Source organism: Streptomyces sp. NPDC040622 (genome assembly GCF_055593965.1).
The window spans coordinates 221,914-244,859 of record NZ_JBVIXD010000010.1; the positions used below are offsets into that span (position 1 = coordinate 221,914).

Consider the following 22,946-nt stretch of genomic DNA (forward strand, 5'->3'; position numbering starts at 1 on the left):
CGACGGACGGCTGCTGCGACGCGCTACCGGGGCGAGTCGCAGCAGTCCGGGTCGCAGCGGTCCGGGTCGAGGCCGCGCGGCAGGCGTTCGCCGGAGAAGACGGCGCAGGTCGCCTCGTCGCCGCCGAGCGCCGCCACCGCGAGGAGCAGCGAGCCCGCCGTCCAGGTGGTGAGCTCCTCGGGCCAGACCGCCTTGTCGTCGAAGACGTAACCCGTCCAGTACAGTCCCGACTCCTCGTCGCGCAGGTGCCCGATGGACTGCAGGATCTCCAGGGCCCGGTCCGACTCCCCCAACACCCAGAGGGCGAGGGCGAGTTCGGCGCTCTCGCCGCCGGTGACCCACGGGTTGGGCACCACGCAGCGCACCCCGAGGCCTGGCACCACGAAGCGGTCCCAGCCCTCCTCCACACGGGACTTGGCGGCCGCGCCGGTCAGCGCGCCGCCCAGCACCGGGTAGTACCAGTCCATCGAGTAGCGGTTCTTGTCGAGGAAGCGCTCGGGGTGGCTGCGGATGGCGTGCGCGAGGGCGCCGGCCGCCAACTCCCAGTCGGGCTGCGGCTCTTCGCGCTGCTCGGCGATGGCGAGCGCACAGCGCAGCGCCTGGTGGATGGAGGAGGAGCCGGTGAGCAGCGCGTCGGTGACGGGCGTGCCGTCCGACTCCCGCTTCCAGCCGATCTGCCCGCCGGGCTGCTGCAGCGCCAGGACGAACTCGACGGCGGCGACCACGGCGGGCCACATCCGCTCCAGGAACGCCTCGTCACCGGTGGAGAGGTAGTGGTGCCAGGCGCCGACCGCGAGGTAGGCGCAGAAGTTGCTCTCACGACCGCGGTCGGTGACGTCCTGCGGGTCCCCGTCCGCGTACGCGGCGTACCAGGAGCCGTCCGCGTTCTGGTGACGCACCAGCCAGTCGTAGGCGCGCTCGGCGGCCGCGTGCTCGCCCGCCGCGTCCAGCGCCATGGCCGCCTCGGTGTGGTCCCACGGATCCAGATGGTGCCCGCGGAACCACGGGATCGCGCCGTCCTCCCGCTGCACGGCGAGGATGCCGCGCACCGTCGCGGTGGCCTGATCGGCCGTCAGGACACCCGGCAGGACGAGGTGTTCGGTCCGCTCCGGGCTCGTCACTTGGCGGCCGCCGCGGCGTCGGCCGTGGCCTTGGGGAGGTGCGGCTTGGTCGCGTACGCCACGAAGCTCTTGCCGACCACGGGGTTGAGCAGCTGCTCGGCCACGCGCGTCGCGAGGGGCTTCTTCATGATGTCCCAGACGAGCAGCTTGTGGTAGGCCCGCACGGGCAGCGCCTTGTCGTTGTCGACGCCGAACGCGCACTTGAGCCACCAGTACGGCGCGTGCAGCGCGTGGGCGTGGTGGGTGCCGTACGGCTTGAGGCCCGACTCCCGCATCCGGCCGAGGAGTTCGTCGGCCTTGTAGATGCGGATGTGGCCGCCCTCGACCTCGTGGTAGGCGTCGGACAGGGCCCAGCAGACCTTCTCGGGGCCGTAGCGCGGGACGGTGACCGCGATGCGGCCGCCGGGCTTGAGGACGCGCACCATCTCCGCGAGGACGCCCTTGTCGTCGGGGATGTGCTCCATCACCTCGGAGATGATCACGACGTCGAACGACTCGTCGGGGAAGGGGAGGTTCAGCGCATCGCCCTCCATCGCGGTGGCCGTCGCGCCCGCGGGCGCCTCGCCCGCCTCCTTCATCGCGGCGAACCACTTGGCGACCTCGCGGATCTCCTCGGCGTTCTGGTCGAGGGCCACCACCCGCGCGCCGCGCCGGTAGCACTCGAAGGCGTGCCGGCCCGCGCCGCAGCCCAGATCCAGCACGCGGTCGCCCGCGGCGAGCGGGAAGCGGGTGAAGTCGACGGTCAGCATCAGCGATGGCTCCCGGAGTGCGTCGAGTACGTCGTGGTGGCCGCGGTGCGGCCGGTGTTCGTGGCCGCGGCGCGGGCCATGGCCTCGCGGTAGCGGTCGGCGGTGCCCTTGGCGGCCTGGGCCCAGGTGAACTTGGCGAGAACGCGCGCGCGTCCCGCCGCGCCGAGCCTGGCCCGCAGCTCCCGGTCGCCGAGCAGCCGCTTGAGGCCGAGCGCCAGCGCACCCGCGTCGCCCGGCGGGACCGCGAGGCAGGTCTCGCCGTCGGGGCCCGCGACCTCCGGGATCGCGCCGCCGGTGGTCGCGAGCAGCGGGGTGCCGGTGGCCATCGCCTCCGCCGCGGGCAGCGAGAACCCCTCGTACAGCGAGGGGACGCAGGCGATCTGCGCGGAGCGTACGAGGTCGACGAGCTCGGCGTCGGTGATGCCCTTGACGAACTCGACGGCACCCTGGAGGCCGTGGCGCTCGATGGCCTGGGCGACGGGCCCGTCCTCGGCGCGCTTGCCGACGACGACGAGGTGGGCGCCGGGGTGCTCGGCGCGGACCTCGGCGAGCGCCTCGACGAGGTGGACCAGGCCCTTGAGGGGGACGTCGGCGCTGGAGGTGGTCACGATCCGCCCCGGCACTTCGGGGACGGCCGGGTCCGGTGCGAAGAGTCCGGTGTCGGCGCCGATGTGGACGACGCCGATGCGGTCGGCGCGGACGCCGAGGTGGTCGACGATCTCCTGGCGCGAGGTGCCGGAGACGGTGAGGACGGAGGGCAGGCGGCGGGCGACGCGCTTCTGCATGCGGGTGAACGCGTACCAGCGGCGGACGGAGGCGCGGCGCCGCCAGTCGGGCGCGGCGTCCAGCTCGAGGCGCCGGTCGACCGTGATGGGGTGATGGATCGTGGTGACCAGGGGCGCGCCGAGGTCGCCGAGGAGGCCGTACCCGAGGGTCTGGTTGTCGTGGACGACGTCGAACTCGCCGCGCCGGGCGCGCAGGTGGCGCCGGGCCCGCAGGCTGAACGTGACCGGCTCGGGGAAGCCGCCGGTCCACATCGTCGCGACCTCAAGGGCGTCGACCCAGTCGCGGTACTCGCCGCGCCCCGGGGTGCGGAAGGGGTCGGGCGAGCGGTAGAGGTCCAGGCTCGGGAGCTCGGTGAGCTTGAGGCCGTCCAGGCCCTCGCCCTCGTCGAGGACGGGGTAGGGCTGCGCGCCGATGACTTCGACGCTGTGGCCGAGCCGGGCGAGTTCGCGCGAGAGATGGCGTACGTAGACGCCCTGTCCCCCGCAGAACGGGTTCCCCTTGTACGTGAGGAGAGCGATGCGCAGCGGGCGCTCGCCGTCGGCTCCGGCGCCCTTTCGGGGACCTGCCTCCATGGCCTCAGCGGTCACTCTCGGCCCCCTTCTTCCTGCGGTTCTCCGCGAGGTTACGCCGGGACGGTAATCTAGAACAAGTTTCAGACTTGATCGTTGAATGATCGCTGAACGAGCTCTGAATCTACCGGCAGGTAGGCGAGGTGTAAGGCCCGGATCAGGTGATTCGCGCCACGACGGGCTCCCTGCCATGCTGTGCGATCTCGGGAGGCGTTTTCAAAGGGGCATCGACATGACAGCGGAAGCCAAGGCGGCGAACCCGGCGACACCGCCCCTCACCGAGCGCCAGGAGGCGCGTCGCCGCCGCATTCTGCACGCCAGCGCCCAACTGGCCAGCAGGGGCGGCTTCGACGCCGTGCAGATGCGGGAGGTCGCCGAGGCCGCCGGCGTCGCCCTCGGCACGCTCTACCGCTACTTCCCCTCCAAGGTCCATCTGCTGGTCGCCACCATGCAGGACCAGCTGCAGCACATGCACACCACCCTCAGGAAGCGCCCGCCGGCCGGTGAGACGCCCGCGGAGCGGGTCGCCGAGACGCTGATGCGGGCCTTTCGCGCGCTGCAGCGCGAGCCGCACCTGGCGGACGCGATGGTGCGGGCCCTGACCTTCGCGGACCGCTCGGTGAGCCCCGAGGTCGACACGGTCTCGCGTCTGACGACGGCGATCATCCTGGACGCGATGGGGCTGACGCAGACGCCGACCGCGCAGCAGCTCTCCGCGGTGCGGGTCATCGAGCACACCTGGCACTCGGCACTGATCACCTGGCTCTCGGGCCGGGCCTCGATCGCCCAGGTGAAGATCGACATCGAGACGGTCTGCCGTCTGATCGACCTGACGGCGGAGCCCGCGGCATAAAACATCCGCCGTCTGTGCGACGCACAGGGGGCGCACAGTCGTATGGCAAATGCGCCCCCCGACTCCCCCTTGGCCAGTTCTCTGCGTCACGACGGGGGTACTCACCGCTATGAATGGTCTTCGTGCTTGAACGGAGCAACCGGAAGCGGGGGGCTGGAGGGGCAGAGCGTGATCCGGGTTCTTCTCGTGCACGACGCCTGTCTGTTGCGAATGGCTCTGGCGGAACAACTCGCCCGCGAGCCGGATCTGGAGGTGTTCCACGCGCCGTGGTCGCACGCCCGCGGCCGTCAACGCAGCGTACGACCGGACCTGTGCGTGGTCGACCTCGACGACGAGGCGACCTACGCGCACACGCCGCTCGGCGAGCTGACCGGGCCGTCGGCATTGGGGAGGGGTTGCCGGGTCCTGGTGCTCACCACCGCGAACAGGCCCGGCCAGCTGCGGCGCGCCGCGGAAGCGGACGCACTCGGCTATGTGAACAAGGCGAGCGCGCCGGAACGGCTGCTCGCCGGAATAAGGCAGGTGGCCGCCGGTCAGCGATTCGTCGACGACTCACTGGGGTTCGGATTTCTCAAGGCGGCGCAAATGCCGCTCACCCGACGGGAGTTGAGTGTCCTTTCACTCGCCGCCGGTGGTGCGTCGGTCGCCGAGATCGCGAACAGCCTCCATCTGTCCAACGGAACGGTGCGCAACTACATGGCCGCGATCACCCGCAAGACCGGGGCGCGGAACAGGATCGACGCGATACGGATCTCGCAGGGCGAGGGGTGGGTGTGAGCCCGCACCCCCCGGTGGGTGGGAGCCCGTGCTCCCTTCCCCCCACTCGCCCGCGCCGTTGAGGTCCCGATAGAGAGGCGACCGCTCCATCAGCTCGTCGTGCCGGCCGCACAGGGCGTGCGCCCCGTCCATCACCAGGATGCGGTCGGCCCGGCGGGCCGAGCTGATGCGGTGGGCGATCACCACGAGAGTGCCGCCGGGACGGGCCGCGAAGGCCCGCTCGGCTCGGGACTCGGCGACCGGGTCGAGATGGCAGGTCGCCTCGTCCAGGAGCGCCAGCGGGGCGTACGAGAGGTAGGCGCGGGTCAGGGCGATCAACTGCCGCTCCCCCGCCGAGAGTTCCCCCGGCGCCAGCTCCGCGTCGAGGCCGCCGAGCCGCTCCAGGAGCGGGGTCAGGCCGATGACCTCGGCGGCGGCGAGCAGTTCGGGCCCGGGGACGTCGTCCGCCCGCAGGTAGCGCAGGTTGTCGCGGAGCGTCCCGGTGAAGACGTACGCCTCCTGCGGGATGAGCACCCGCCGCCCCACGGCGTCCCCGCCGCGTACCGGCAGCCCGCCGACGCGCACGTCTCCCGCGTCCGGTTCGAGGAGCCCCGCGACGATTCCGGCCAACGTGGACTTGCCGATCCCGCTGGGCCCGACGACGGCCAGATGCTCACCACGGGCGACGGAGAGCCCCAGGTCACGCAGGACGGGCTCGGCGTGCGGGCCGTACGCGAAGGTCAGGGAGGCGAGGTGGAGGGCGGGCACCTCCTGGTCCGGGACGCCGCCGCTCTCCGTGACGCTCTCGCCCCGGATCTCCGTGTCGCCTACGTCAGGCGTGTCTGCCGTGTCTGCCGTGTCGGCTGAGTCGTCCACGGCTGCCGTCGGCGCGTCCCACGTCAGACGGCGCAGAACGATCGCCAGGCGGGAGCCGCTCGCGCCCAGGCCGTGGACCAGGTTGTGCAGGGCGGGGAGCAGCGCCTGGGTGACATAGGCGAGGGCGCCGACCAGGGCGCCGGGGGTCACGCCGTTGTCCAGGAGCCAGGGGCCCGTGGCGAGGAGGAGCACGAGCGGGAGCTGGCCGCCGGTCGCGAGGGCCGCGGTGCGCAGGATGCCCCAGCGGGCGAGGGCGCCGGCCGCCGCGTACTCCGTGGCGACCCGCCCGTCGAGGTCATCGGCCACGCCCCGCTCGGCGCCGGCCGCCGCGACGTCCCGCAACCCCGGTGCCACCACGCCCAGTTGGCTCGCCAGGTGCTCGTCGGCGACCAGGAACTCCTCCTGCCGCCGGGCCAGCGGGCGCAGCGTCGCGACGAACAGGCCGATGCCGGCCAGGAGCGGCGGCGCGACCACCAGGAGGAGGAGCGGGTCCAGCGAGAAGAGGCCGACCAGCGCGCCCGCCGCCGTGAACACGAAGGAGCGGGACACCATCACCAGGCCCGCGAAGGTGTCCCTGGCGATCTCCACCTGCTGGGTGAGGCGGGACACCGCGGCGCCGTCCGCGTCCCGCAGCCCCCGGCCCACGACCTGGCGCACCAGTGTGTCCCGCAAGGGTTCCACCAGGTCGGCGACCGCGCGGTACACCTGCCCGGTGCCGTACGCGGCGATGACCACGCCGAGCGCGGCGGCGCCGAGCCAGCCGAGGCCGACCGCCTCGTGGCCGTCCAGGAACCCGTCGTCCAGGGCGTGCGCGAGGGCGTATCCGGTGAGGAACGTCTGCCCGGTCTCCAGCACGGACCAGATCGCGAGCCGCAGCACCACGGGCCACCTGCGCCACAGGAACCGCACGCCGCGGCGGTACGGGCCCCGGGGTCCGGCGCCCGCCGCAGGTGCCGGCCCGCCGGACGGTGTCGGCCTCACGCGCCGAACACCTCCCGGTACTCGGGGCGCTCCCACAGCTCGGCATGCGTGCCCACCGCACGGATCCGGCCCTCGTGCAGCCAGGCCACCGCGTCCGCGCGGGCCGCCGTCGCCGCGCGGTGGGCGATGATCAGCCTGCTGCGGTGCGGGGTGTGGCGGAGCAGGGCCTCGGCGATGTGGTGTTCGGTCACGGTGTCCAGGCTCGACATCGCGTCGTCGAGGATCAGGAGCCGCCCGCCACGCGCGAACGCCCTTGCCAGGCCGAGGCGTTGGGCCTCACCGCCGGAGAGTGGCGCGTCGGCGCAGCGGGTGGCGTAGCCGTCGGGCAGGCGGGTGACGAAGGTGTCGGCGCGGGCGGCCCGGGCCGCCGCGCGGATGCGGTCCTGTGCCGGGCGGGGCGCTCCGAAGCCGATCGTGTCCTCCAGGGTCTCGCCGAGCAGCGCGGGCCGCTCGAAGGCGTAGCCGACCTCGCGGCGCAGTTCTTCGCGACCGAGCGCGGTCAGCGGGACGCCGTCGAGGCGTACGTCCCCTTCGTCGGGGTCGGCGAGCCGCCCGGCGACGGCGGCGAGCAGGGACTTGCCCGCACCGGACCGTCCGACCACGGCGACCGTGCCGCCCGCGGGGACGGTCAGGTCGATGCCGTCGAGGACGGTGCGCCCGCCGCGGGCCGCCTTGACGCCGCGCAGTTCCAAGAGGCCTCCCTCGCGGGGGAGTTCCTCGTTGCCGTACAGGGTGGCGGGTTCGGCGAGTACCTCTTCCAGGCGCCGTGCCGCGGCGCGCGCCCTGACCAGGCCGCCCAGCTGTCCGACGAGCATGCCGACACCGGTGGCGAGCACCGCGTACCGGGTCGCGGCCAGCAGGTCGCCGACGCTGATGCGCTGCTGGAGCACGAGGTGCCCGGCCACCGCGGCGACCGCGATCTGCAGCAGCGGCGCGACGGCGACGGCCTGCGCCTGGGAGCGGCCCTGGACGCGCCACATGCGGTGGCCCTGGTGGGCGAGTTCGGGCAGCGCGTGCAGGACGCGCGCCGCCTCCTTGTCCTCGGTGCGGGCCGCGGCGATGGTCCGTGCCCCGCCGATCGCCTCGCTCAGGCGGCCCGCGATGTCTCCCTGCACCGTCTGGTAGCGCGCCACGCAGTCGGAGGAGACCCGCACGAACGTCCTCAACAGCAGGAAGAGGACGGGTGCCCCGACGACGAACACCACGGCGAGCCAGCCGTCGATGAGGGCCAGGGCGACGATGGCGCCGACGGGCGTGACCAGGGCGGCCAGGAGCGCGGCGAAGGTGGCGGGCGCGATGCCCGCGTGCGCCGCGTTGTCGATGAGGCGGGCCACCAGGTCGCCGGGGGCGAAGCGCGCGGTGGTGCGGGGTCCGACGCCCAGCACGTGGCGCACGACGCGACCGCGCAGCCAGGCGGTGGTGCGGGCGTTGGTGGTGCCGGTGAGGACGCCGTCGACGGCGTCCAGGAGGGCGCTCGCGCCGATCAGCGCGGCGCACGTGAGGATCCAGCGGGTGGTGTCGGGGTCGTCCTTGCCGGTCAGGTACCCGGTCAGGACGGCGTCCAGGGCGCGGCCGATCGCCAGCGGCAGGAGCAGGGTCGCGGCCGATCCCGCGACGGCGCAGAGCGCGAGAACCGTGCAGCGGGCCGCGCTGTACCGGGCCGCCGCGCCCAGCAGGCGTGGTGCCGCTGCGGGGTGCCGCGGACGGGGGGTCGTCGTCGCCATGCGGTACGGGTCTCCGTCGCCTCGTCGTCCTCGTGGCTCGCTCAAGCATTGCGGTGGGGGAATCGGTGGGCCCGGGCGGGCCCCTCGCAGGGTGCCGCCCGGGCCTTCCTGTCCGTACCGCTCAGGTGCGGTCAGGTATCAGAGACAAAGGATGACGCTGGCGTCGCTCCAGCAGAGGAGCAGGCTGGCGAGGCTGCCGCCGCCGCCACCGCCGCCGCCACCGGTCATCTCGTCGGACTCCATGCTCTGCAGGTCGAGAAGTGCCATGAAAGTTCCCTCTCTCTTCGGGGAGTTGAGATCCCCTGATGGGGTGCTGTCACGACCCCGCTGAAGCGCGGGACCGGCTCTGGGGCCGCAGGGGCGGCAGGAAGGGGACGTGTGCCGTGCCGTCGCCGAGTGCGCCCGCGAGGGCGAGGAGACAGCCGGCCGTCCCGGTGTTCAGGTCCATGGACAGGCGCAACATCTGGTGTCCGGGGAAGGCGAGCTGGCCCGCGTACGACATGGCGAACCAGCCGAGTTCCTCGATCTGCGCGCCGATGTCCTCGGGCGTGATGTCCGGTGTGGTGCTGCGGTTGACGTGCAGCAGGAGGCCCGCCCGGCCCTGGAAGAGGCCGGGCTGCACGCAGAAGCGGGAGCGCGCGGCGGCCAGGATGCCGGGCCGTGCCGCCTCGAAGGCGGGGTCGTCCCGGTGGGCGAGGTAGTCGTCGAGGACCATGCCGATGCCGACGCTGCCGTCACCGAGGTAGGGCATGGTGCGCCAGCCCTCGTTCACGGCGAGGCTGCCGTCCCGCTCCTGGGTCACGCACTGGGCGAGGTCCGTGCGCAGGGCGTGGCCCGCCAGGTCGAGGAGTCCGGGGCCGCCGGTCCGTTCGTGCAGGCGCAGGAAGAGCAGCGCGGGGCCGGTGGCGCCGCGCAGCAGGCCCGCCCTGCGCCGCCCGATCTTCGGGGTGTTCCCGGTGTCCTCGGCGGTGAGGCGTTCGGCGATCAGCTCGGCCGCGTGCCGGGCGTGCTCGGCGAGGGTGCTCTCGCCGGTGCTCTGCGCGAGCGAGTCGAGGGCGAGGCCGAATCCCGCGAGGCCGCCGTACAGGTCGGAGGGCAGCTTCTGCCAGTTCTCCTTGAGGGCGAGGTCCACGAGGTCGAGGGCGCGGGTGCGGTGGCCGAGCCGGTCGAGCACGTGGGCGATGCCGGCCAGTCCGTCGTACAGGCCGAGCGGGGTGCCGGTGGGCGCGGGCGCGGTGTGCTCCAGGAGCCAGCGCTCGCCCTCCTCGTACCGTTCGGCGCCGCTCTCGGCGAGGGCGAGCAGTACGCCGGCCGCGCCGTGCGCGAGGCCGAGTCCGCCGCCCTCGGTGAACTGGGCGATGTCGCCGGGGAAGAGCCGGTCGTCGCGGTCCGGGGTGGCCGAGGCGAGGATGGCCTTGACCATCGAGTCCCGGCTGTAGGGCCAGTCGGCGGGGTCGACCAGCGGTGCGGCCGCCGCCCCCGGTGTGCGCGTGGTGGCGCCGGTCCCGCCCCCCTTCAGGACACCCTCCTCCAGGGCCTCCGTAACTCCCGCGTCGCGGACCGGCGCCCGCTCGTGCCCGTCGGCCCCGCGCCCGCCGTGCTCGATCTCCGCCACCGCTTCGGCCAGGAACTCCTCCGGTACGTCGGGGAATTCGGCCGCGATCACCTGCGCGAAGTGCGCGGCCTTGCCGCGATCTATGGACAGCAGCGAGGTGATCGGCAGGAAGAGGGCGAGCCGCAGGCAGGCCAGGGCGTAACGGTCGATGTCGGTGCCGGTGCGGTCCGGCGGTGCGAGGAACCCGGGGTGCGCGACGATCTGGCGCCCGCTGTCGCCGACGGCGCCCGCCGCCTCGAAGTCGAGGAGGGAGACGGACTGTTCGTCGGGCGCGACCATGATGTTGAACAGGTGCAGGTCGTTGAAGACGACGCCCCGCCCGTGCACGGCGGCGACGGCTTCCTCGACGGCCCGGTGCATGCGCAGCGCCCAGGCCGTGTACTCGGAGATGTCGGCGGCGTCCGGCTCGCTGGTGCACAGCGGGTGCCGGTGCGCGAAGAAGGAGTTGAGGGTGGACCCTTCGAGGAAGTCCATGACGAGGAAGCGGTGGCCGTCCAGGAGGAACCAGTCGCGCACCTCGGGGGCCACGCCGAGTCCGGAGAGCTTTTCGAGGGCGTCCCGCTCGCGCTGGAGGCGGGCCACGGCGTCGGCGCCGTCGGAGGCGAGGCCGGCGTAGGGGCGGCCCTCCTTGAGGACGACCTTGCGGCCGTCCCGGGTGTCGGTGCCCGCGTAGACCCCGCCGCCGTTGGAGAAGTGCAGGGCCTTCTCGATGCGGTACGGCAGGTCGGAGACGGTCGTCGTGTTGCGGGCCGCGAGCGCCGGTTCGAGGAAGGCGGGCAGGGTCACCCACTCGGGGACCTTGAAGGCGGGGTCGCGAGGGTCGGGCACGAGCCGCCCCTCGCCGTCCTCGATGGCGGGCACCAGCGTGCCCTTGCCGTTGTCGCACATGCGGCGGGTGAAGGCGCCGTACCTGACGTACAGCGGGCCCTGGCGCCAGCGCAGGTCGGTGAGGATGTACGGACCCTCGACGCCGTCGAGCAGTTCGCCCAACTCGTCGAGTATCTCGTGCAGTTCCTTCTCGTCCGCCGGGTAGATGGTGACGGCCTTGCCGCTGTGGTCACGTCCGGCGTACTTGCTGTTGCGCAGGTGCAGCAGGTGCTTGGCCGGCACGAACTTGAAGGGGATGTCGCGCGGCACGCAGTAGTCCCACACGGTCGTGGCGACCCGGTCCGCGTTCGCCAGGGTGGCCGAGACGTGGATCTTCCAGCCCTGCTGGGGCGCGGGGAGTGAGGTTCCGCCGTCGTCGACGGGGACGAGGGAGAGCCAGTCCCCGATACGTCCCGAGCGCCAGCCTGCGGGTACGGGGCGGCGGGCCACCGGGAACTCCGGGGTGCCCTTGGCACCGGTGGACGACAGCCGGTCCGGGGTCTCGTAGAAGTACCTGTCGGCCAGACAGTAGACCTCGTACCGCTTGTCCATGGTGTCCCCTCCCTGCTCGGCGTGGCACTGAGATTTCCAGTACGCCGAGGGGCGGAACAGTCACGAGTGTCATCGGATGGCCGTGCGGAACGCATGCGTAAAGTCACGTTCGCTCATGTTCGAGAGCCCAGAATACCCACGGACCGGACAAATGGCGACGCCCGCGCCCGCCCCGGTGTGAACGGGGCGCGGGCGCGGGCCGGTTGCTCTCTCTCGGACAGTGGCCACTTTCCGCGGGGCCGGCGCCGGGCGGTGCCTACTCCTCGGGCGGGAAGACGACCTCGCCGCCGTCGGCGAGGGTGATCGTGATCGCCTCGACCGGGCAGCCCTCCGCGGCCTCCAGGACCTTCTCGTTGGCGTCGGTCTCGGCGGCGGTGGGGTGGGACTGGCGGGCCGTGTCCAGTGCGAAGCCGCCGGGTGCGGTGAGTACGCACATGCCCGAGCCGATGCAGACCGACCGGTCGACCTCGACGTGCCAGCGGTCGCCCATCAGGCACCACGCCCTTCGTAGCCCGCCGGGAGGTGGATCATCTTGTGCTCGAAGTACTCGCCGTACCCCTCGGGCCCGAACTCCCGCCCGAGGCCGGAGTTCTTGTAGCCGCCGAACGGGCCGAGCATGTCGAGGCTGAAGGTGTTCACGGAGTACGTGCCCGTGCGCACCTGGCGTGCGACGTCGATGCCCCGCTCGACGTCGGCGGTCCAGACGCTGCCGCTGAGCCCGTAGTCGGAGTCGTTGGCGATCTTCACCGCCTCACTCTCGTCGCCGTACGGCAGCAGACAGATGACGGGGCCGAAGATCTCCTCGCGGGCGATGCGCATGGAGTTGTCGACGCCGCCGAACAGGGTGGGCTCGACGTACCAGCCCTCGTCGAGCCCGGCGGGACGGCCGCCGCCCGCGAGGATCTTGGCGCCCTCCTCCTGGCCGATGCGGATGTAGTCGAGGGAGCGCTGCTGCTGCCGCTGGGCGACGAGCGGGCCGAGTTCGGTGGCGGGGTCCAGCGGGTCGCCGACCTTGAGCGCGGAGGCCGCCGCCGCGAAGGCCTCGGCGAACTCGTCGTAGCGGGTGCGCGGCACGAGGATGCGGGTCTGGGCCACACAGGCCTGGCCGTTGATCATCCAGGCGAACGGCACGATGCCCGCGACGGCACTCGCCGCGTCGGCGTCGGGCAGGACGACGGCGGCCGACTTGCCGCCGAGTTCCAGCGTCACACGCGTCAGGTTGCGGGCCGCGACCTCCATGACGCGCTTGCCCGCGCCGACGGACCCGGTGAAGGACACCTTGTCGACGCCGGGGTGCCCGACGAGGTACTCGCTGACCTCACGGTCCGCGGAGATGATCGAGAGCACACCCTCGGGCAGCCCGGCCTCGGCGGCCAGTTCGGCGAGGATGTACGCGTCGAGGGGGGCCTCGGGGGACGTCTTGAGGATCACCGGGCAGCCGGCGAGCAGCGCGGGCGCGAGCTTGGCGGCGGCGGTGAACTGGGGGACGTTCCAGGGCACGACGGCCGCGACGACCCCCATCGGCTCGCGCCGCACGAGCAGTCTGCCGAGGACCCCGTCGCGCTGTTCCTCGTAGGTGAAGTCGCGGGCGACGGTGATCGCCGCGTCCCACACCATCATCGCGGCGAGGGCCTGCACCATCACGCTGGACGTGTAGGGGGTGCCGTTCTCGGAGCTGATGACGCGGGCGATCTCCTCGTGGCGTACCGCGAAGCCGTCCTTGATCCTGGTGATGACCTCGATGCGCTCGTCGACGGTCATCCGCGGCCAGGGGCCGTGCTCGAAGGCCTGGCGGGCGGCGGCGACGGCGCGGTCCACGTCGGCGGGGGCCGCGTGCGGCACGCGGGCGAAGACCTTTCCGGTGTGCGGGGAGACGACGTCGATGACGCCCTTGCCGAGCGGGTCCACCAACTCCCCGCCGATGAACAGCTGTCCGTGTTCCACGAGCTCGGTCATGGCTGACTGCCTCCTGCGGAGCGCTTCCTGACACCGTTTCAGACGTTCCAGAACTGATACCAGTTCTAGTTGGAGGAGTCCACGGAGGGAACAGGCAACTCGCCGCCCGGTCGGTCGACTTGGGCGACCATTGAAACTAGTTCTAGTTATAGTGGCGGCACCAGCGACCAGAGACGAGGCGCCCATGACGCAGGTGAGCGGCACCCACGGGAGCGGCACTCCGGTGATCGAGCACGGCGGCGGCGTCTGGAGCATCAAGGTCCCCATCCCCGACAACCCCCTCGGCTGCACCCTCGTCCACCTCCTGGACACCGGCGCCGGACCGGTCCTCGTCGACACCGGCTGGGACGACCCGACGTCCTGGGACGCCCTCACCGCCGGGCTCGCCGCCTGCGGTGTCGCGATCGCGGACGTGCACGGCGTCGTCATCACCCACCACCACCCCGACCACCACGGCCTCTCCGAGCAGGTCCGCGCGGCCTCCGGGGCGTGGATCGCCATGCACGAGGCGGACACGGCCGTGGTGCGCCGCGCCCGCTCGAACCCGCCGGAGCGCTGGTACGCGTACATGGTCGACAAGCTCATCGCCTCGGGCGCACCCGCGGACCACGTCGCCCCCATGATCCGCGCCCGCGACGAGGGCCGCTCCCGCACCCTGCCCGGCCTCGCCCCCGCCCTGCCCGACCGCACCATCACCCCGGGCGAGCTGCTCGACCTGCCGGGCCGGCGGCTGCGCGCGATCTGGACCCCCGGCCACACTCCCGGCCACGTCTGCCTGCACCTGGAGGAGGACCACCCCTCGGGCCTCGCGGGCAACGGCCGCCTCTTCTCCGGCGACCACCTGCTGCCCGGCATCACCCCGCACATCGGCCTGTACGAGGCACCCGACGACGATGATGCCGCCGTCACCGACCTCCTCGCGGACGCCCCGCTCCGCCCGAGCGGCGGCGACCCCCTCGGCGACTACCTGGACTCCCTGGAACGCGTCGGGCGCCTGGCCCCCGCGGAGGTGCTGCCCGCCCACCAGTACGCGTTCACCGACGCCCCCGGCCGCGTCGGCGAGCTCCTCGCCCACCACGAGGAACGCCTGACGGGCCTGCGCGCACTGCTCGCCGAACCCCTCACGCCCTGGCAGATCGCCACGCGCATGGAGTGGAACCGCCCCTGGGAGGAGATCCCCTACGGCTCGCGCAACATCGCGGTCTCCGAGGCGGAGGCCCATGTGCGGCGCCTGGTGAAGCTGGGCCTCGCGGAGGCGGTGGCGGGCAGCGATCCGGTCACGTTCGTGGCGGTGTGACCGGAAGCGGACGCGAACCGGCCGGTAGAGTGGGTGAGTCGTCCTCACGTCCGCACAGGGGGAAGCCGGCGGGAAATCCGGCGCTGACCCGCAGCCGTGTGCCGAGCGCTCAGCCTCGGTGAGCCGGAATGCCCGGTGCGGAACGTGACCGGCTCGCGTCATCGGGACCTCCGATGAGCGGCACCGTCGAGGTATACGGAGCCGGAGCCGCCCGGAAGCCGTGCTCGCACGGTCCGTGCCGCCCCGCTCCCCGCAGGGAGAGGCAACCCGCCCCATCATGAACGTTCGTCGCAGCGCAGCGGTCCTGGCCGCCGTCGCCGTGGTCGGCTCGGCCGCAGCACCGGCCGCCTTCGCGGACGACGCCAAGCCGTCGCCCTCGACCGCGCTCCCCTCGGGCCTCTACGGCAAGACCGACCCCAAGTTCGACGGCGTCTTCCGCCAGTCATACGCCTTGCTCGCCCAGCACATCGAGGGCGTCGAGCCGGCCGCGAAGGCCGTCGACTGGCTGACCGGGCAGCAGTGCGCGAGCGGCGGCTTCGCCGCGTACCGCCCGGACACGGCCAAGGCGTGCGACTCCAAGACCCAGGTCGACAGCAACTCCACCGCCGCCGCCGTGCAGGCCCTCGCCGCGCTCGGCGGCCAGGACAAGGCCGTGAAGAAGAGCGTCGAGTGGCTGAAGTCGGTGCAGAACAAGGACGGCGGCTGGGGCTACAACCCGGGCCTGCCCACCGACGCGAACTCCACCGGCATCGTCGTCGGCGCGCTCGTCGCGGCCGGCGAGAACCCCACGAACGTGACGTCCCGGAGCGACAAGTCCGCCTATGACGCGCTGCCGAAGCTCGTCATGGACTGCGACAAGGACAAGGGCGCGTTCGGCCTCGCCGACGCCAAGTCCGGCAAGCTCGCGCCGAACGCCGACGCCACCGCGGCCGGCGTGCTCGGCAGCCTCGGCCGCGGCCTCGTCGTGACGCCCCCCAAGAAGAACGAGACCGCCGCGCCCCGGTGCGCGAAGGCGGACACCGCCGCGCAGGCCGCGAGCAACGGCACCGGCTACCTCCTGGACACCCTCGGCAAGACCGACGGCCACCTGATGTCCTCGATGCCGGGCGCCACCGACCAGCCGGACTACGGCAACACCGCCGACTCCGTGCTGGCCCTGGCCGCCGCGGGCCAGCAGGACCGGGCCAAGAAGTCCGCCGAGTGGCTCGCGAAGAACTCCGCGGACTGGGCGAAGCAGTCCGGTCCCGCCGCCTACTCCCAGCTGATCTTCGCCGCGAAGGCGGCCGGCCTGGACGCCCGCGACTTCGGCGGCGCTGACCTCGTCAAGCAGCTGAACGCGCAGGGCCCGGCCCCGCAGTCCGCCTCGGACTCCGCGTCCGCCGCCGACTCCGGCTCGGACGAGAAGAAGAAGGACGACGACGGCGGCGTCAGCATCTGGTGGATCATCGGCGTCGGCATGGTCGCCGGCATCGGCATCGGCTTCCTGTACAGCGGCAACCGCAAGAAGAACCAGCTGTGAGGCGAGGGCGTGAGCGGCGCGGACGCCTGGTGCTCGGGGCGTTCCTCGCCGCCCTGCTGAGCCTCCTCGTCGCCGCCCCCGCCCAGGCCGCCGGTTACCGCTACTGGTCGTTCTGGGACCGGGACGGCGACCGGTGGGCGTACGCCGGCCAGGGCCCCGGCACCGCCCGCCCCGAGGACGGTGCGGTGCAGGGCTTCCGCTTCTCGGTCTCCGAGGGCTCCAAGGACTCCGCCCAGCCGCGCGGCACCGCCGTCTTCAAGGACATCTGCGCGAGCACGCCCGAGAAGGACGACCGCAAGCGCGTCGCCCTGGTCATCGACTTCGGCCTGCCCAAGGACGCCCCCGAGGGCGAGCGGCCGCCCGCACCCCGACTGGCCTGCGCACAGGTCGCCGAGGACGCCACCAGCGCGGAAGCCCTCGCCTCCGTCGCCAAGCCGCTGCGCTACGACAGCAAGGCGCTGCTGTGCGCCATCGACGGCTACCCGAGGGCGGGCTGCGGCGAGCAGGTCGCAGGGGACGGCAGCGCGCGGAAGGGCCAGAAGGACGCGGCCCCGCAGGCGGACGGCGAGCAGGACGGCGACGGCGGCGGGCCCTCGCTCGGCCTGATCGCCGGGGTCGCCGCGGTCGCGCTCCTCGGGGGTGCCGCGATCTGGCAGGCCCGGCGCCGGCGCGGCTGACGCGGGCCCGGACACGGACGGCACGATGACGACGGACCACGGCAGCGCCACGCCCGGCCTCCTGCTGCGCGGCCTCGCCCCCGAGGCGCACCGGAGCAACGCCCTGCACCCGGGCGCCTGGTGGGTGTGGGCGATCGGCCTCGGCACCGCGGCGTCCCGCACCACCAACCCGCTGCTGCTCGGCATGCTGATCGGCGTCGCGGGCTATGTGGTGGCGGCGCGGCGGACGTCGGCGCCGTGGGCGAAGTCGTACGGCGCGTTCGTGAAGCTGGGGCTCGTGGTCATCGCGATCCGGCTGGTCTTCGCGATCGTGCTCGGCTCGCCGATCCCCGGCACGCACACCCTGGTGACCCTGCCCGAGGTGCCGCTGCCCGACTGGGCGAAGGGCGTGCGGATCGGCGGCCGGGTCACGGCCGAGGGCCTGACCTTCGCGCTCTACGACGGGATCCGCCTGGCCGGCCTGCTGATCTGTGTCGGCGCCGCGAACGCGCTGGCCAGCCCGGCCCGGCTGCTCAAGACCCTGCCGGGCGCGCTGTACGAGGTCGGGGTGGCCGTCGTCGTGGCGATGACCTTCGCGCCGAACCTCATCACCGACGTGCAGCGGCTGCGGGCCGCCCGGCGGCTGCGCGGCCGTCCGGACAAGGGACTGCGCGGACTGCTGCAGGTCGGGCTCCCGGTCCTGGAGGGCGCGCTGGAGCGGTCGGTGGCGCTCGCCGCGGCGATGGACGCACGCGGCTTCGGCCGCACCAGGCCGGTCCCCGCCGGGGTGCGCAGGGCCACGGCCGTGCTGACGCTGGGCGGTCTGATGGGCGTCTGCGTCGGCACGTACGGACTGCTGACCGCGCAGGGCGCCTCGTACGGCCTGCCGGTCCTGGCCGTCGGACTGGTCGCCGCGCTCGCGGGGCTGCGGCTCGGTGGCCGGCGCTCGGTGCGCACCCGCTACCGGCCGGACCCGTGGGGCGTGCGCGCCTGGCTGGTGGCCGGGTCCGGGGTCGCGGTGGCGGGGCTGATGATCTGGTCCGCGTCGCACGACCCGGCGGCCCTGCATCCCGGAGTCGTGCCGCTGACCGCGCCGACGCTGCCGCTGTGGCCCGCGGCGGCGGTACTGATCGGCCTGCTGCCCGCGTTCGTCGCGCCGGTGCCCGTCGAGTCCTCCCCGAGCGACCGGAAGAACCGGCGGGACACGAACGACCCGCGGGACCCGCAGGACCCGCAGGACCCGCAGGACCCGCAGGACCCGCAGGACCCGCAGAAGGAGACGTCATGATCTGTTTCGAGGACGTCTCCGTGACGTACGAGGGGAGCGCGGGGCCCACCGTCCAGGGGGTCGACCTCACCGTCCCCGAGGGCGAGCTCGTGCTGCTCGTCGGCCCGTCGGGCGTCGGCAAGTCGACGCTGCTCGGCACGGTGAGCGGCCTGGTGCCGCACTTCACCGGCGGCACCCTGCGCGGCCGGGTGACCGTCGCGGGCCGCGACACCCGCACCCACAAGCCCCGCGAACTCGCCGACGTCGTCGGCACGGTGGGCCAGGACCCGCTCTCGCACTTCGTGACGGACACCGTCGAGGACGAGCTGGCCTACGGCATGGAGTCGCTGGGCCTCGCCCCGGACGTGATGCGCCGCCGCGTCGAGGAGACCCTCGACCTGCTGGGCCTCGCCGATCTGCGCGAGCGCCCCATCGCCACGCTCTCCGGCGGCCAGCAGCAGCGGGTCGCCATCGGCTCCGTGCTCACCCCGCACCCACAGGTCCTCGTCCTCGACGAGCCGACGTCCGCGCTCGACCCGGCCGCCGCCGAAGAGGTCCTCGCCGTGCTGCAGCGGCTCGTGCACGACCTGGGCACCACGGTCCTGATGGCCGAGCACCGCCTGGAGCGGGTCGTGCAGTACGCGGACCAGGTGCTGCTGCTCGGTGCGCCGGGCGAGCCTCCGGTGCTCGGCGACCCCGCCGCGCTCATGGCCCGCTCCCCCGTCTTTCCCCCGGTGGTCGCGCTCGGCCGGCTCGCCGGCTGGTCGCCGCTGCCGCTGACCGTGCGGGACGCGCGGCGCAGGGCGGGCGCGCTGCGCGAGCGGCTCGCGGGCGCCGTGCCGCGCAGGGCCGCGCCGGCCGCGCCGCCGGCCGGACCCGCGCCCGGCCGGTGGTCCCGGCTGCGCACGGCACGTACACCCGACGGGACGACCGCCGCCTTCGTCGAACGTCTGGCCGTGCGCCGGGGCCGGGTCGAGGCGCTGCGCCGGGTCGACCTGAGCGTCACGCCCGGCGAGGCCGTCGCCCTGATGGGCCGCAACGGCGCGGGGAAGTCCACGCTCCTGTCCACCCTGGTCGGCCTGCTCGAACCCACATCGGGCACCGTCCGCGTCGGCGGCGCGGTCCCCCACCGCACGGCCCCGCGCCAGTTGATCCGGCATGTCGGCCTGGTCCCCCAGGAGCCGCGTGACCTGCTGTACGCGGACACCGTGGCCGCCGAGTGCGCGGCCGCCGACGACGACGCGGGCGCGGCGGCCGGCACGTGCCGTGCCCTGGTCAGCGAGTTGCTGCCCGGCATCGCGGACGACACGCACCCCCGGGACCTGTCCGAGGGGCAGCGCCTCGCGCTCGCCCTGTCGATCGTCCTGACCGCGCGCCCGCCCCTGCTCCTCCTCGACGAGCCGACCCGCGGCCTCGACTACGCGGCCAAGGCCCGCCTGGCCACGATCCTGCGGGGACTCTCCGCCGAGGGCCACGCGATCGTGCTGGCCACCCACGACGTCGAACTGGCCGCGGAGATCGCCCACCGCGTGGTGATCCTCGCGGACGGCGAGGTCGTCGCGGACGGCCCGACCGAGCAGATCGTGGTCTCGTCGCCGTCCTACGCACCGCAGGTCACCAAGATCCTGGCGCCGCAGGAGTGGCTGACCGTGGCGCAGGTGCGGCAGACACTGGCGGGCACGGCGGGCACGGCGGGCACGGCCGGCACCGAGGACTGGTTCGGGGAGGAGTCCTCGTGAGGGCCGTCCCGAAGGTCCGGGCGCAGGCCAGGCCCATCCGCCTGGGCCGCCGTTCGATCGCCGCGCTCGCCCTGGTCAGCGCCGTCGGCGTGGTCGCCTTCGGGTGGCCGCTGCTCGCGGACGGTGACTCGGGGCTCGGCGAGCACGCGCAGGACGCGCCCTGGCTCTTCGCGGCGCTGCTGCCGCTGCTGCTCGCCGTGGTGGTGGCGACCATCGCGGACGTCGGGCTCGACGCGAAGGCCATCGCGATGCTGGGCGTCCTCGCGGCGGCCGGTGCGGCGCTGCGCCCGCTGGGTGCGGGCACGGCGGGCATCGAGCCGATGTTCTTCCTGATGGTGCTGAGCGGGCGGGTGCTGGGGCCGGGCTTCGGGTTCGTGCTCGGGGCGGTGTCGATGTTCGCCTCGGCGCTGCTGACCGGCGGGGTCGGGCCGTGGATGCCGTTCCAGATGCTGTCGATGGGCTGGGTCTGCATGGGCGCGGGACTGCTGCCGGGGGCCGGCCCCTCCCCGGGGTCGCGGCTGCGGCCCGGCGGTGCGCCGCCCCTGCGCGGGCGGCGCGAGCTGTGGCTGCTGGCGGCCTACGGGGCGGTGTCCTCCGTGCTGTACGGCACGGTGATGAACCTGCAGGGCTGGCCCTACCTGGGCGGCCTTGCCACCGGCGTCTCCTTCGTGCCGGGTGACCCGCTCACGGACAACCTCGGCCGCTTCGTCGCGTACTGCCTGGCGACCTCGCTCGGCTGGGACCTGCCCCGCGCGGTCGTCACCGTGCTGCTGAGCCTCGCGCTCGGGCCGGCCGTCCTGAAGGCGTTGCGGCGGGCCACGCGCCGGGCCGCGTTCGAGGCGCCGGTCACATTCGAGGCGCCGAAGCCGTAGGGGCGCGGCTGCTCTCCGTCACATCGGGGTCCCGTCGGGGTGAGGCGGCCCACAGGACTTTGGTCCTCTACGAAGGAGGCCCGTAGAGCGCGCGCCTTGACGTACATGTGTCAATTGATGCGCTGACCTGCACAGTGAGAGCCACGTCACACGACGGACATTCGGCGCAGGTGCGACTTCCACTAGTAAACAGGGTCATTGCGGCGAGGTAACAGCCCTGCTTCTCTGGACGAGTCGCACGGCGCCGACAGCCCCCTCGGGCCAAGGCGCCGTCGCATGTCCCCCACACTTCCGTGTGCGACGGCGTGCGCCGCGACCGCCCCGTCCCCCACCGGAAGGTCCTCCGTGCCCGCCTCGCTCATCCGCCGCATCGCTTCCCCGAAGAAGGCCCTCACCGGCGGCCTCGTCGCCGTCGCCGCCTCCGGCATGGTCTTCGCCGCGGCCCCCGCTCAGGCAGCCACCCCGACCACCGCGAAGGCCGCCGCCCCGGCCGCCGCCCCCGCCGCCGCCCCTTCGTCCGCCCAGGCGATCGCGAAGAAGATCATCAAGGACCCGGCGCAGTACAAGGCGTTCAGCAACATCGTGTCCCACGAGAGCGGCTGGAACCACACCGCCACGAACTCCTCGTCCGGCGCCTACGGCCTGGTCCAGGCGCTGCCCGGCTCGAAGATGGCTTCGGCGGGCTCCGACTGGAAGACCAACCCCGAGACGCAGATCAAGTGGGGCGTGGACTACATGAACGACCGCTACGGCAGCCCTGTCGGCGCGTGGAACCACTGGCAGGCCAACGGCTGGTACTGAGCTTCGGGCCGGCAGGCCTGAACGGCTCCCGCCCCGCACCTCTGCATCACCGGCTTCGCCGAGTCCGTCCCCACCCGCCGGACGGGCCGGCATCCCCGATCGCCGGACAGGCCCACGCGCCCGTCCGGCGTTTCGTGTTCCCTACAGCCGCTGAATGATCGTTCCCGTCGCCACCGCGCCGCCCGCGCACATCGTGATGAGGGCGAACTCCTTGTCCCTGCGCTCCAGTTCATGCAGGGCCGTGGCGATGAGCCGGGCGCCCGTCGCACCCACCGGGTGGCCGAGCGCGATGGCGCCGCCGTTCACGTTCACCTTCTCCAGGTCCTGGCCGAAGACCTGCGTCCAGCTCAGCACCACCGAGGCGAAGGCCTCGTTGATCTCGACGATGTCGATGTCCTTCAGGGACATCCCCGCCTTGCCGAGCACCGCGCGGGTCGCGTCGATCGGGCCGTCCAGGTGGAAGTGCGGGTCCGCGCCGACCAGCGCCTGGGCGACGATCCGCGCCCGCGGCTTGAGCTTCAGGGCCCGCGCCATCCGCTTGGACGCCCACATGAGGGCGGCCGCGCCGTCCGATATCTGCGAGGAGTTGCCCGCGGTGTGCACGGCGGTCGGCATGACCGGCTTGAGGCGGCCGAGGCCCTCCATCGTGGTGTCGCGCAGACCCTCGTCGCGGTCGACGAGCCGCCACATGCCCTGCCCCGCGCCCTGCTCCTCCTCGGTGGTGGGCACCTGCACGGCGAACGTCTCGCGCTTGAAGCGCTCCTCGGCCCAGGCGACGGCGGCCCGCTCCTGCGAGATGAGGCCGAGCGAGTCCACGTTCTCGCGGGTGAGGCCGCGCTTGCGGGCGATGCGCTCGGCGGCCTCGAACTGGTTGGGCAGGTCGACGTTCCACTCGTCGGGGAAGGGCTTGCCGGGTCCGTGCTTGGACCCGGACCCGAGCGGCACCCGCGACATCGCCTCGACGCCGCAACTGATGCCGACGTCGATGACGCCGGCCGCGACCATGTTGGCGACCATGTGGCTCGCCTGCTGCGAGGAGCCGCACTGACAGTCGACCGTGGTCGCCGCGGTCTCGTACGGCAGCCCCATGGTGAGCCAGGCCGTGCGCGCCGGGTTCATGGACTGCTCCCCGGCGTGCGTCACCGTGCCGCCGACGATCTGCTCGACGCAGTCGGCGTGGATGCCGGTGCGGCCGAGGAGTTCGCGATAGGTCTCGCCGAGCAGATAGGCCGGGTGGAGATTGGCCAGCGCGCCGCCGCGCTTGCCGATGGGCGTGCGTACTGCTTCGACGATGACGGGTTCCGCGGCCATGGGCTCGTCCTCTCCCTCCACGTCCCGCGAGCCGTCCCGGCGGCTCGCGAGTGGAACTAGTACGCGTTCTAGTTCTGTG

The 22,946-nt window shown here is 73.2% G+C and carries 18 protein-coding genes and 1 pseudogene; 9 read left to right on the top strand and 10 right to left on the bottom strand.

The window, feature by feature from the left end; all coding sequences use genetic code 11:
• Positions 1-23: 23 nt before the first annotated feature.
• Genes ACZ592_RS28915 through ACZ592_RS28925 form a run of 3 tightly spaced genes read right to left on the bottom strand, consistent with a single transcriptional unit; the run spans position 24 to position 3,243 of the window.
• Complete coding sequence (locus ACZ592_RS28915) at positions 24-1,121, bottom strand: prenyltransferase/squalene oxidase repeat-containing protein (protein WP_471584585.1); 1,098 nt, start codon at positions 1,119-1,121, stop codon at positions 24-26.
• Positions 1,118-1,870 (bottom strand): class I SAM-dependent methyltransferase, encoded by a 753-nt coding sequence (locus ACZ592_RS28920; RefSeq protein ID WP_471584586.1) that lies wholly within the window; start codon positions 1,868-1,870, stop codon positions 1,118-1,120. The genes ACZ592_RS28915 and ACZ592_RS28920 overlap by 4 nt, the downstream gene beginning before the upstream one ends.
• On the bottom strand, positions 1,870-3,243 hold the full coding sequence (locus ACZ592_RS28925) for a glycosyltransferase family 4 protein (protein ID WP_471584587.1): 1,374 nt from the start codon (positions 3,241-3,243) through the stop codon (positions 1,870-1,872). Before ACZ592_RS28925 ends, ACZ592_RS28920 begins: the two co-directional genes overlap by 1 nt.
• A 214-nt stretch (positions 3,244-3,457) precedes the next feature.
• Between ACZ592_RS28925 and ACZ592_RS28930 the strand changes: the two genes are divergently transcribed.
• Positions 3,458-4,078: a TetR family transcriptional regulator gene (locus tag ACZ592_RS28930; RefSeq protein ID WP_471584588.1), complete on the top strand. Its 621-nt coding sequence runs from the start codon at positions 3,458-3,460 to the stop codon at positions 4,076-4,078.
• A 210-nt stretch (positions 4,079-4,288) separates the two neighbouring features.
• Positions 4,289-4,771 (top strand): annotated as a pseudogene (locus tag ACZ592_RS28935) (LuxR C-terminal-related transcriptional regulator); the annotation flags it as partial.
• Here ACZ592_RS28935 and ACZ592_RS28940 read toward each other — a convergent pair.
• From ACZ592_RS28940 to ACZ592_RS28965, 6 genes are all read right to left on the bottom strand, one after another.
• Positions 4,697-6,619, bottom strand: a complete 1,923-nt coding sequence (locus ACZ592_RS28940; RefSeq protein ID WP_471584589.1) for an ATP-binding cassette domain-containing protein — start codon at positions 6,617-6,619, stop codon at positions 4,697-4,699. The pseudogene ACZ592_RS28935 and the gene ACZ592_RS28940 overlap by 75 nt on opposite strands.
• A gap of 68 nt (positions 6,620-6,687) precedes the next feature.
• The gene (locus ACZ592_RS28945; RefSeq protein WP_471584590.1) at positions 6,688-8,415 is read right to left on the bottom strand and encodes an ABC transporter ATP-binding protein; all 1,728 of its coding nucleotides are present in this window, start codon (positions 8,413-8,415) and stop codon (positions 6,688-6,690) included.
• Positions 8,416-8,553: 138 nt separating this feature from the next.
• Positions 8,554-8,682, bottom strand: a complete 129-nt coding sequence (locus tag ACZ592_RS28950) for a SapB/AmfS family lanthipeptide (RefSeq protein WP_471584591.1) — start codon at positions 8,680-8,682, stop codon at positions 8,554-8,556.
• A 49-nt stretch (positions 8,683-8,731) separates the two neighbouring features.
• Positions 8,732-11,449, bottom strand: a complete 2,718-nt coding sequence (lanKC, locus tag ACZ592_RS28955) for a class III lanthionine synthetase LanKC (RefSeq protein WP_471584592.1) — start codon at positions 11,447-11,449, stop codon at positions 8,732-8,734.
• A 256-nt stretch (positions 11,450-11,705) separates the two neighbouring features.
• Positions 11,706-11,939, bottom strand: coding sequence for a ferredoxin (locus ACZ592_RS28960; RefSeq protein WP_471584593.1), 234 nt, complete (start codon positions 11,937-11,939; stop codon positions 11,706-11,708).
• Positions 11,939-13,405 (bottom strand): aldehyde dehydrogenase, encoded by a 1,467-nt coding sequence (locus ACZ592_RS28965; RefSeq protein WP_471584594.1) that lies wholly within the window; start codon positions 13,403-13,405, stop codon positions 11,939-11,941. Before ACZ592_RS28965 ends, ACZ592_RS28960 begins: the two co-directional genes overlap by 1 nt.
• Before the next feature lie 184 nt (positions 13,406-13,589).
• Here ACZ592_RS28965 and ACZ592_RS28970 point away from each other — a divergent pair, with 184 nt between their 5' ends.
• The 7 genes from ACZ592_RS28970 (at position 13,590) to ACZ592_RS29000 (ending at position 21,556) form a co-directional block, all read left to right on the top strand.
• A complete protein-coding gene (locus tag ACZ592_RS28970; protein WP_471584595.1) occupies positions 13,590-14,702 on the top strand; it encodes an MBL fold metallo-hydrolase in 1,113 nt (370 codons plus the stop codon).
• Positions 14,703-14,979: 277 nt separating this feature from the next.
• A complete protein-coding gene (locus ACZ592_RS28975; RefSeq protein WP_471584596.1) occupies positions 14,980-16,221 on the top strand; it encodes a prenyltransferase/squalene oxidase repeat-containing protein in 1,242 nt (413 codons plus the stop codon).
• A complete protein-coding gene (locus ACZ592_RS28980) occupies positions 16,218-16,898 on the top strand; it encodes an SCO2322 family protein (RefSeq protein WP_471584597.1) in 681 nt (226 codons plus the stop codon). The genes ACZ592_RS28975 and ACZ592_RS28980 overlap by 4 nt, the downstream gene beginning before the upstream one ends.
• Before the next feature lie 25 nt (positions 16,899-16,923).
• Complete coding sequence (locus ACZ592_RS28985; RefSeq protein WP_471584598.1) at positions 16,924-18,165, top strand: energy-coupling factor transporter transmembrane component T; 1,242 nt, start codon at positions 16,924-16,926, stop codon at positions 18,163-18,165.
• Positions 18,162-19,883 (top strand): ABC transporter ATP-binding protein, encoded by a 1,722-nt coding sequence (locus ACZ592_RS28990; protein ID WP_471584599.1) that lies wholly within the window; start codon positions 18,162-18,164, stop codon positions 19,881-19,883. Before ACZ592_RS28985 ends, ACZ592_RS28990 begins: the two co-directional genes overlap by 4 nt.
• The gene (locus ACZ592_RS28995; protein WP_471584600.1) at positions 19,880-20,755 is read left to right on the top strand and encodes an ECF transporter S component; all 876 of its coding nucleotides are present in this window, start codon (positions 19,880-19,882) and stop codon (positions 20,753-20,755) included. The genes ACZ592_RS28990 and ACZ592_RS28995 overlap by 4 nt, the downstream gene beginning before the upstream one ends.
• 345 nt (positions 20,756-21,100) lie before the next feature.
• A complete protein-coding gene (locus ACZ592_RS29000) occupies positions 21,101-21,556 on the top strand; it encodes an aggregation-promoting factor C-terminal-like domain-containing protein (RefSeq protein WP_471584601.1) in 456 nt (151 codons plus the stop codon).
• A gap of 141 nt (positions 21,557-21,697) precedes the next feature.
• Here the strand turns inward: ACZ592_RS29000 and ACZ592_RS29005 are convergent, their stop codons facing one another.
• Positions 21,698-22,867, bottom strand: a complete 1,170-nt coding sequence (locus tag ACZ592_RS29005; RefSeq protein WP_471584602.1) for a steroid 3-ketoacyl-CoA thiolase — start codon at positions 22,865-22,867, stop codon at positions 21,698-21,700.
• Positions 22,868-22,946 lie beyond the last annotated feature (79 nt).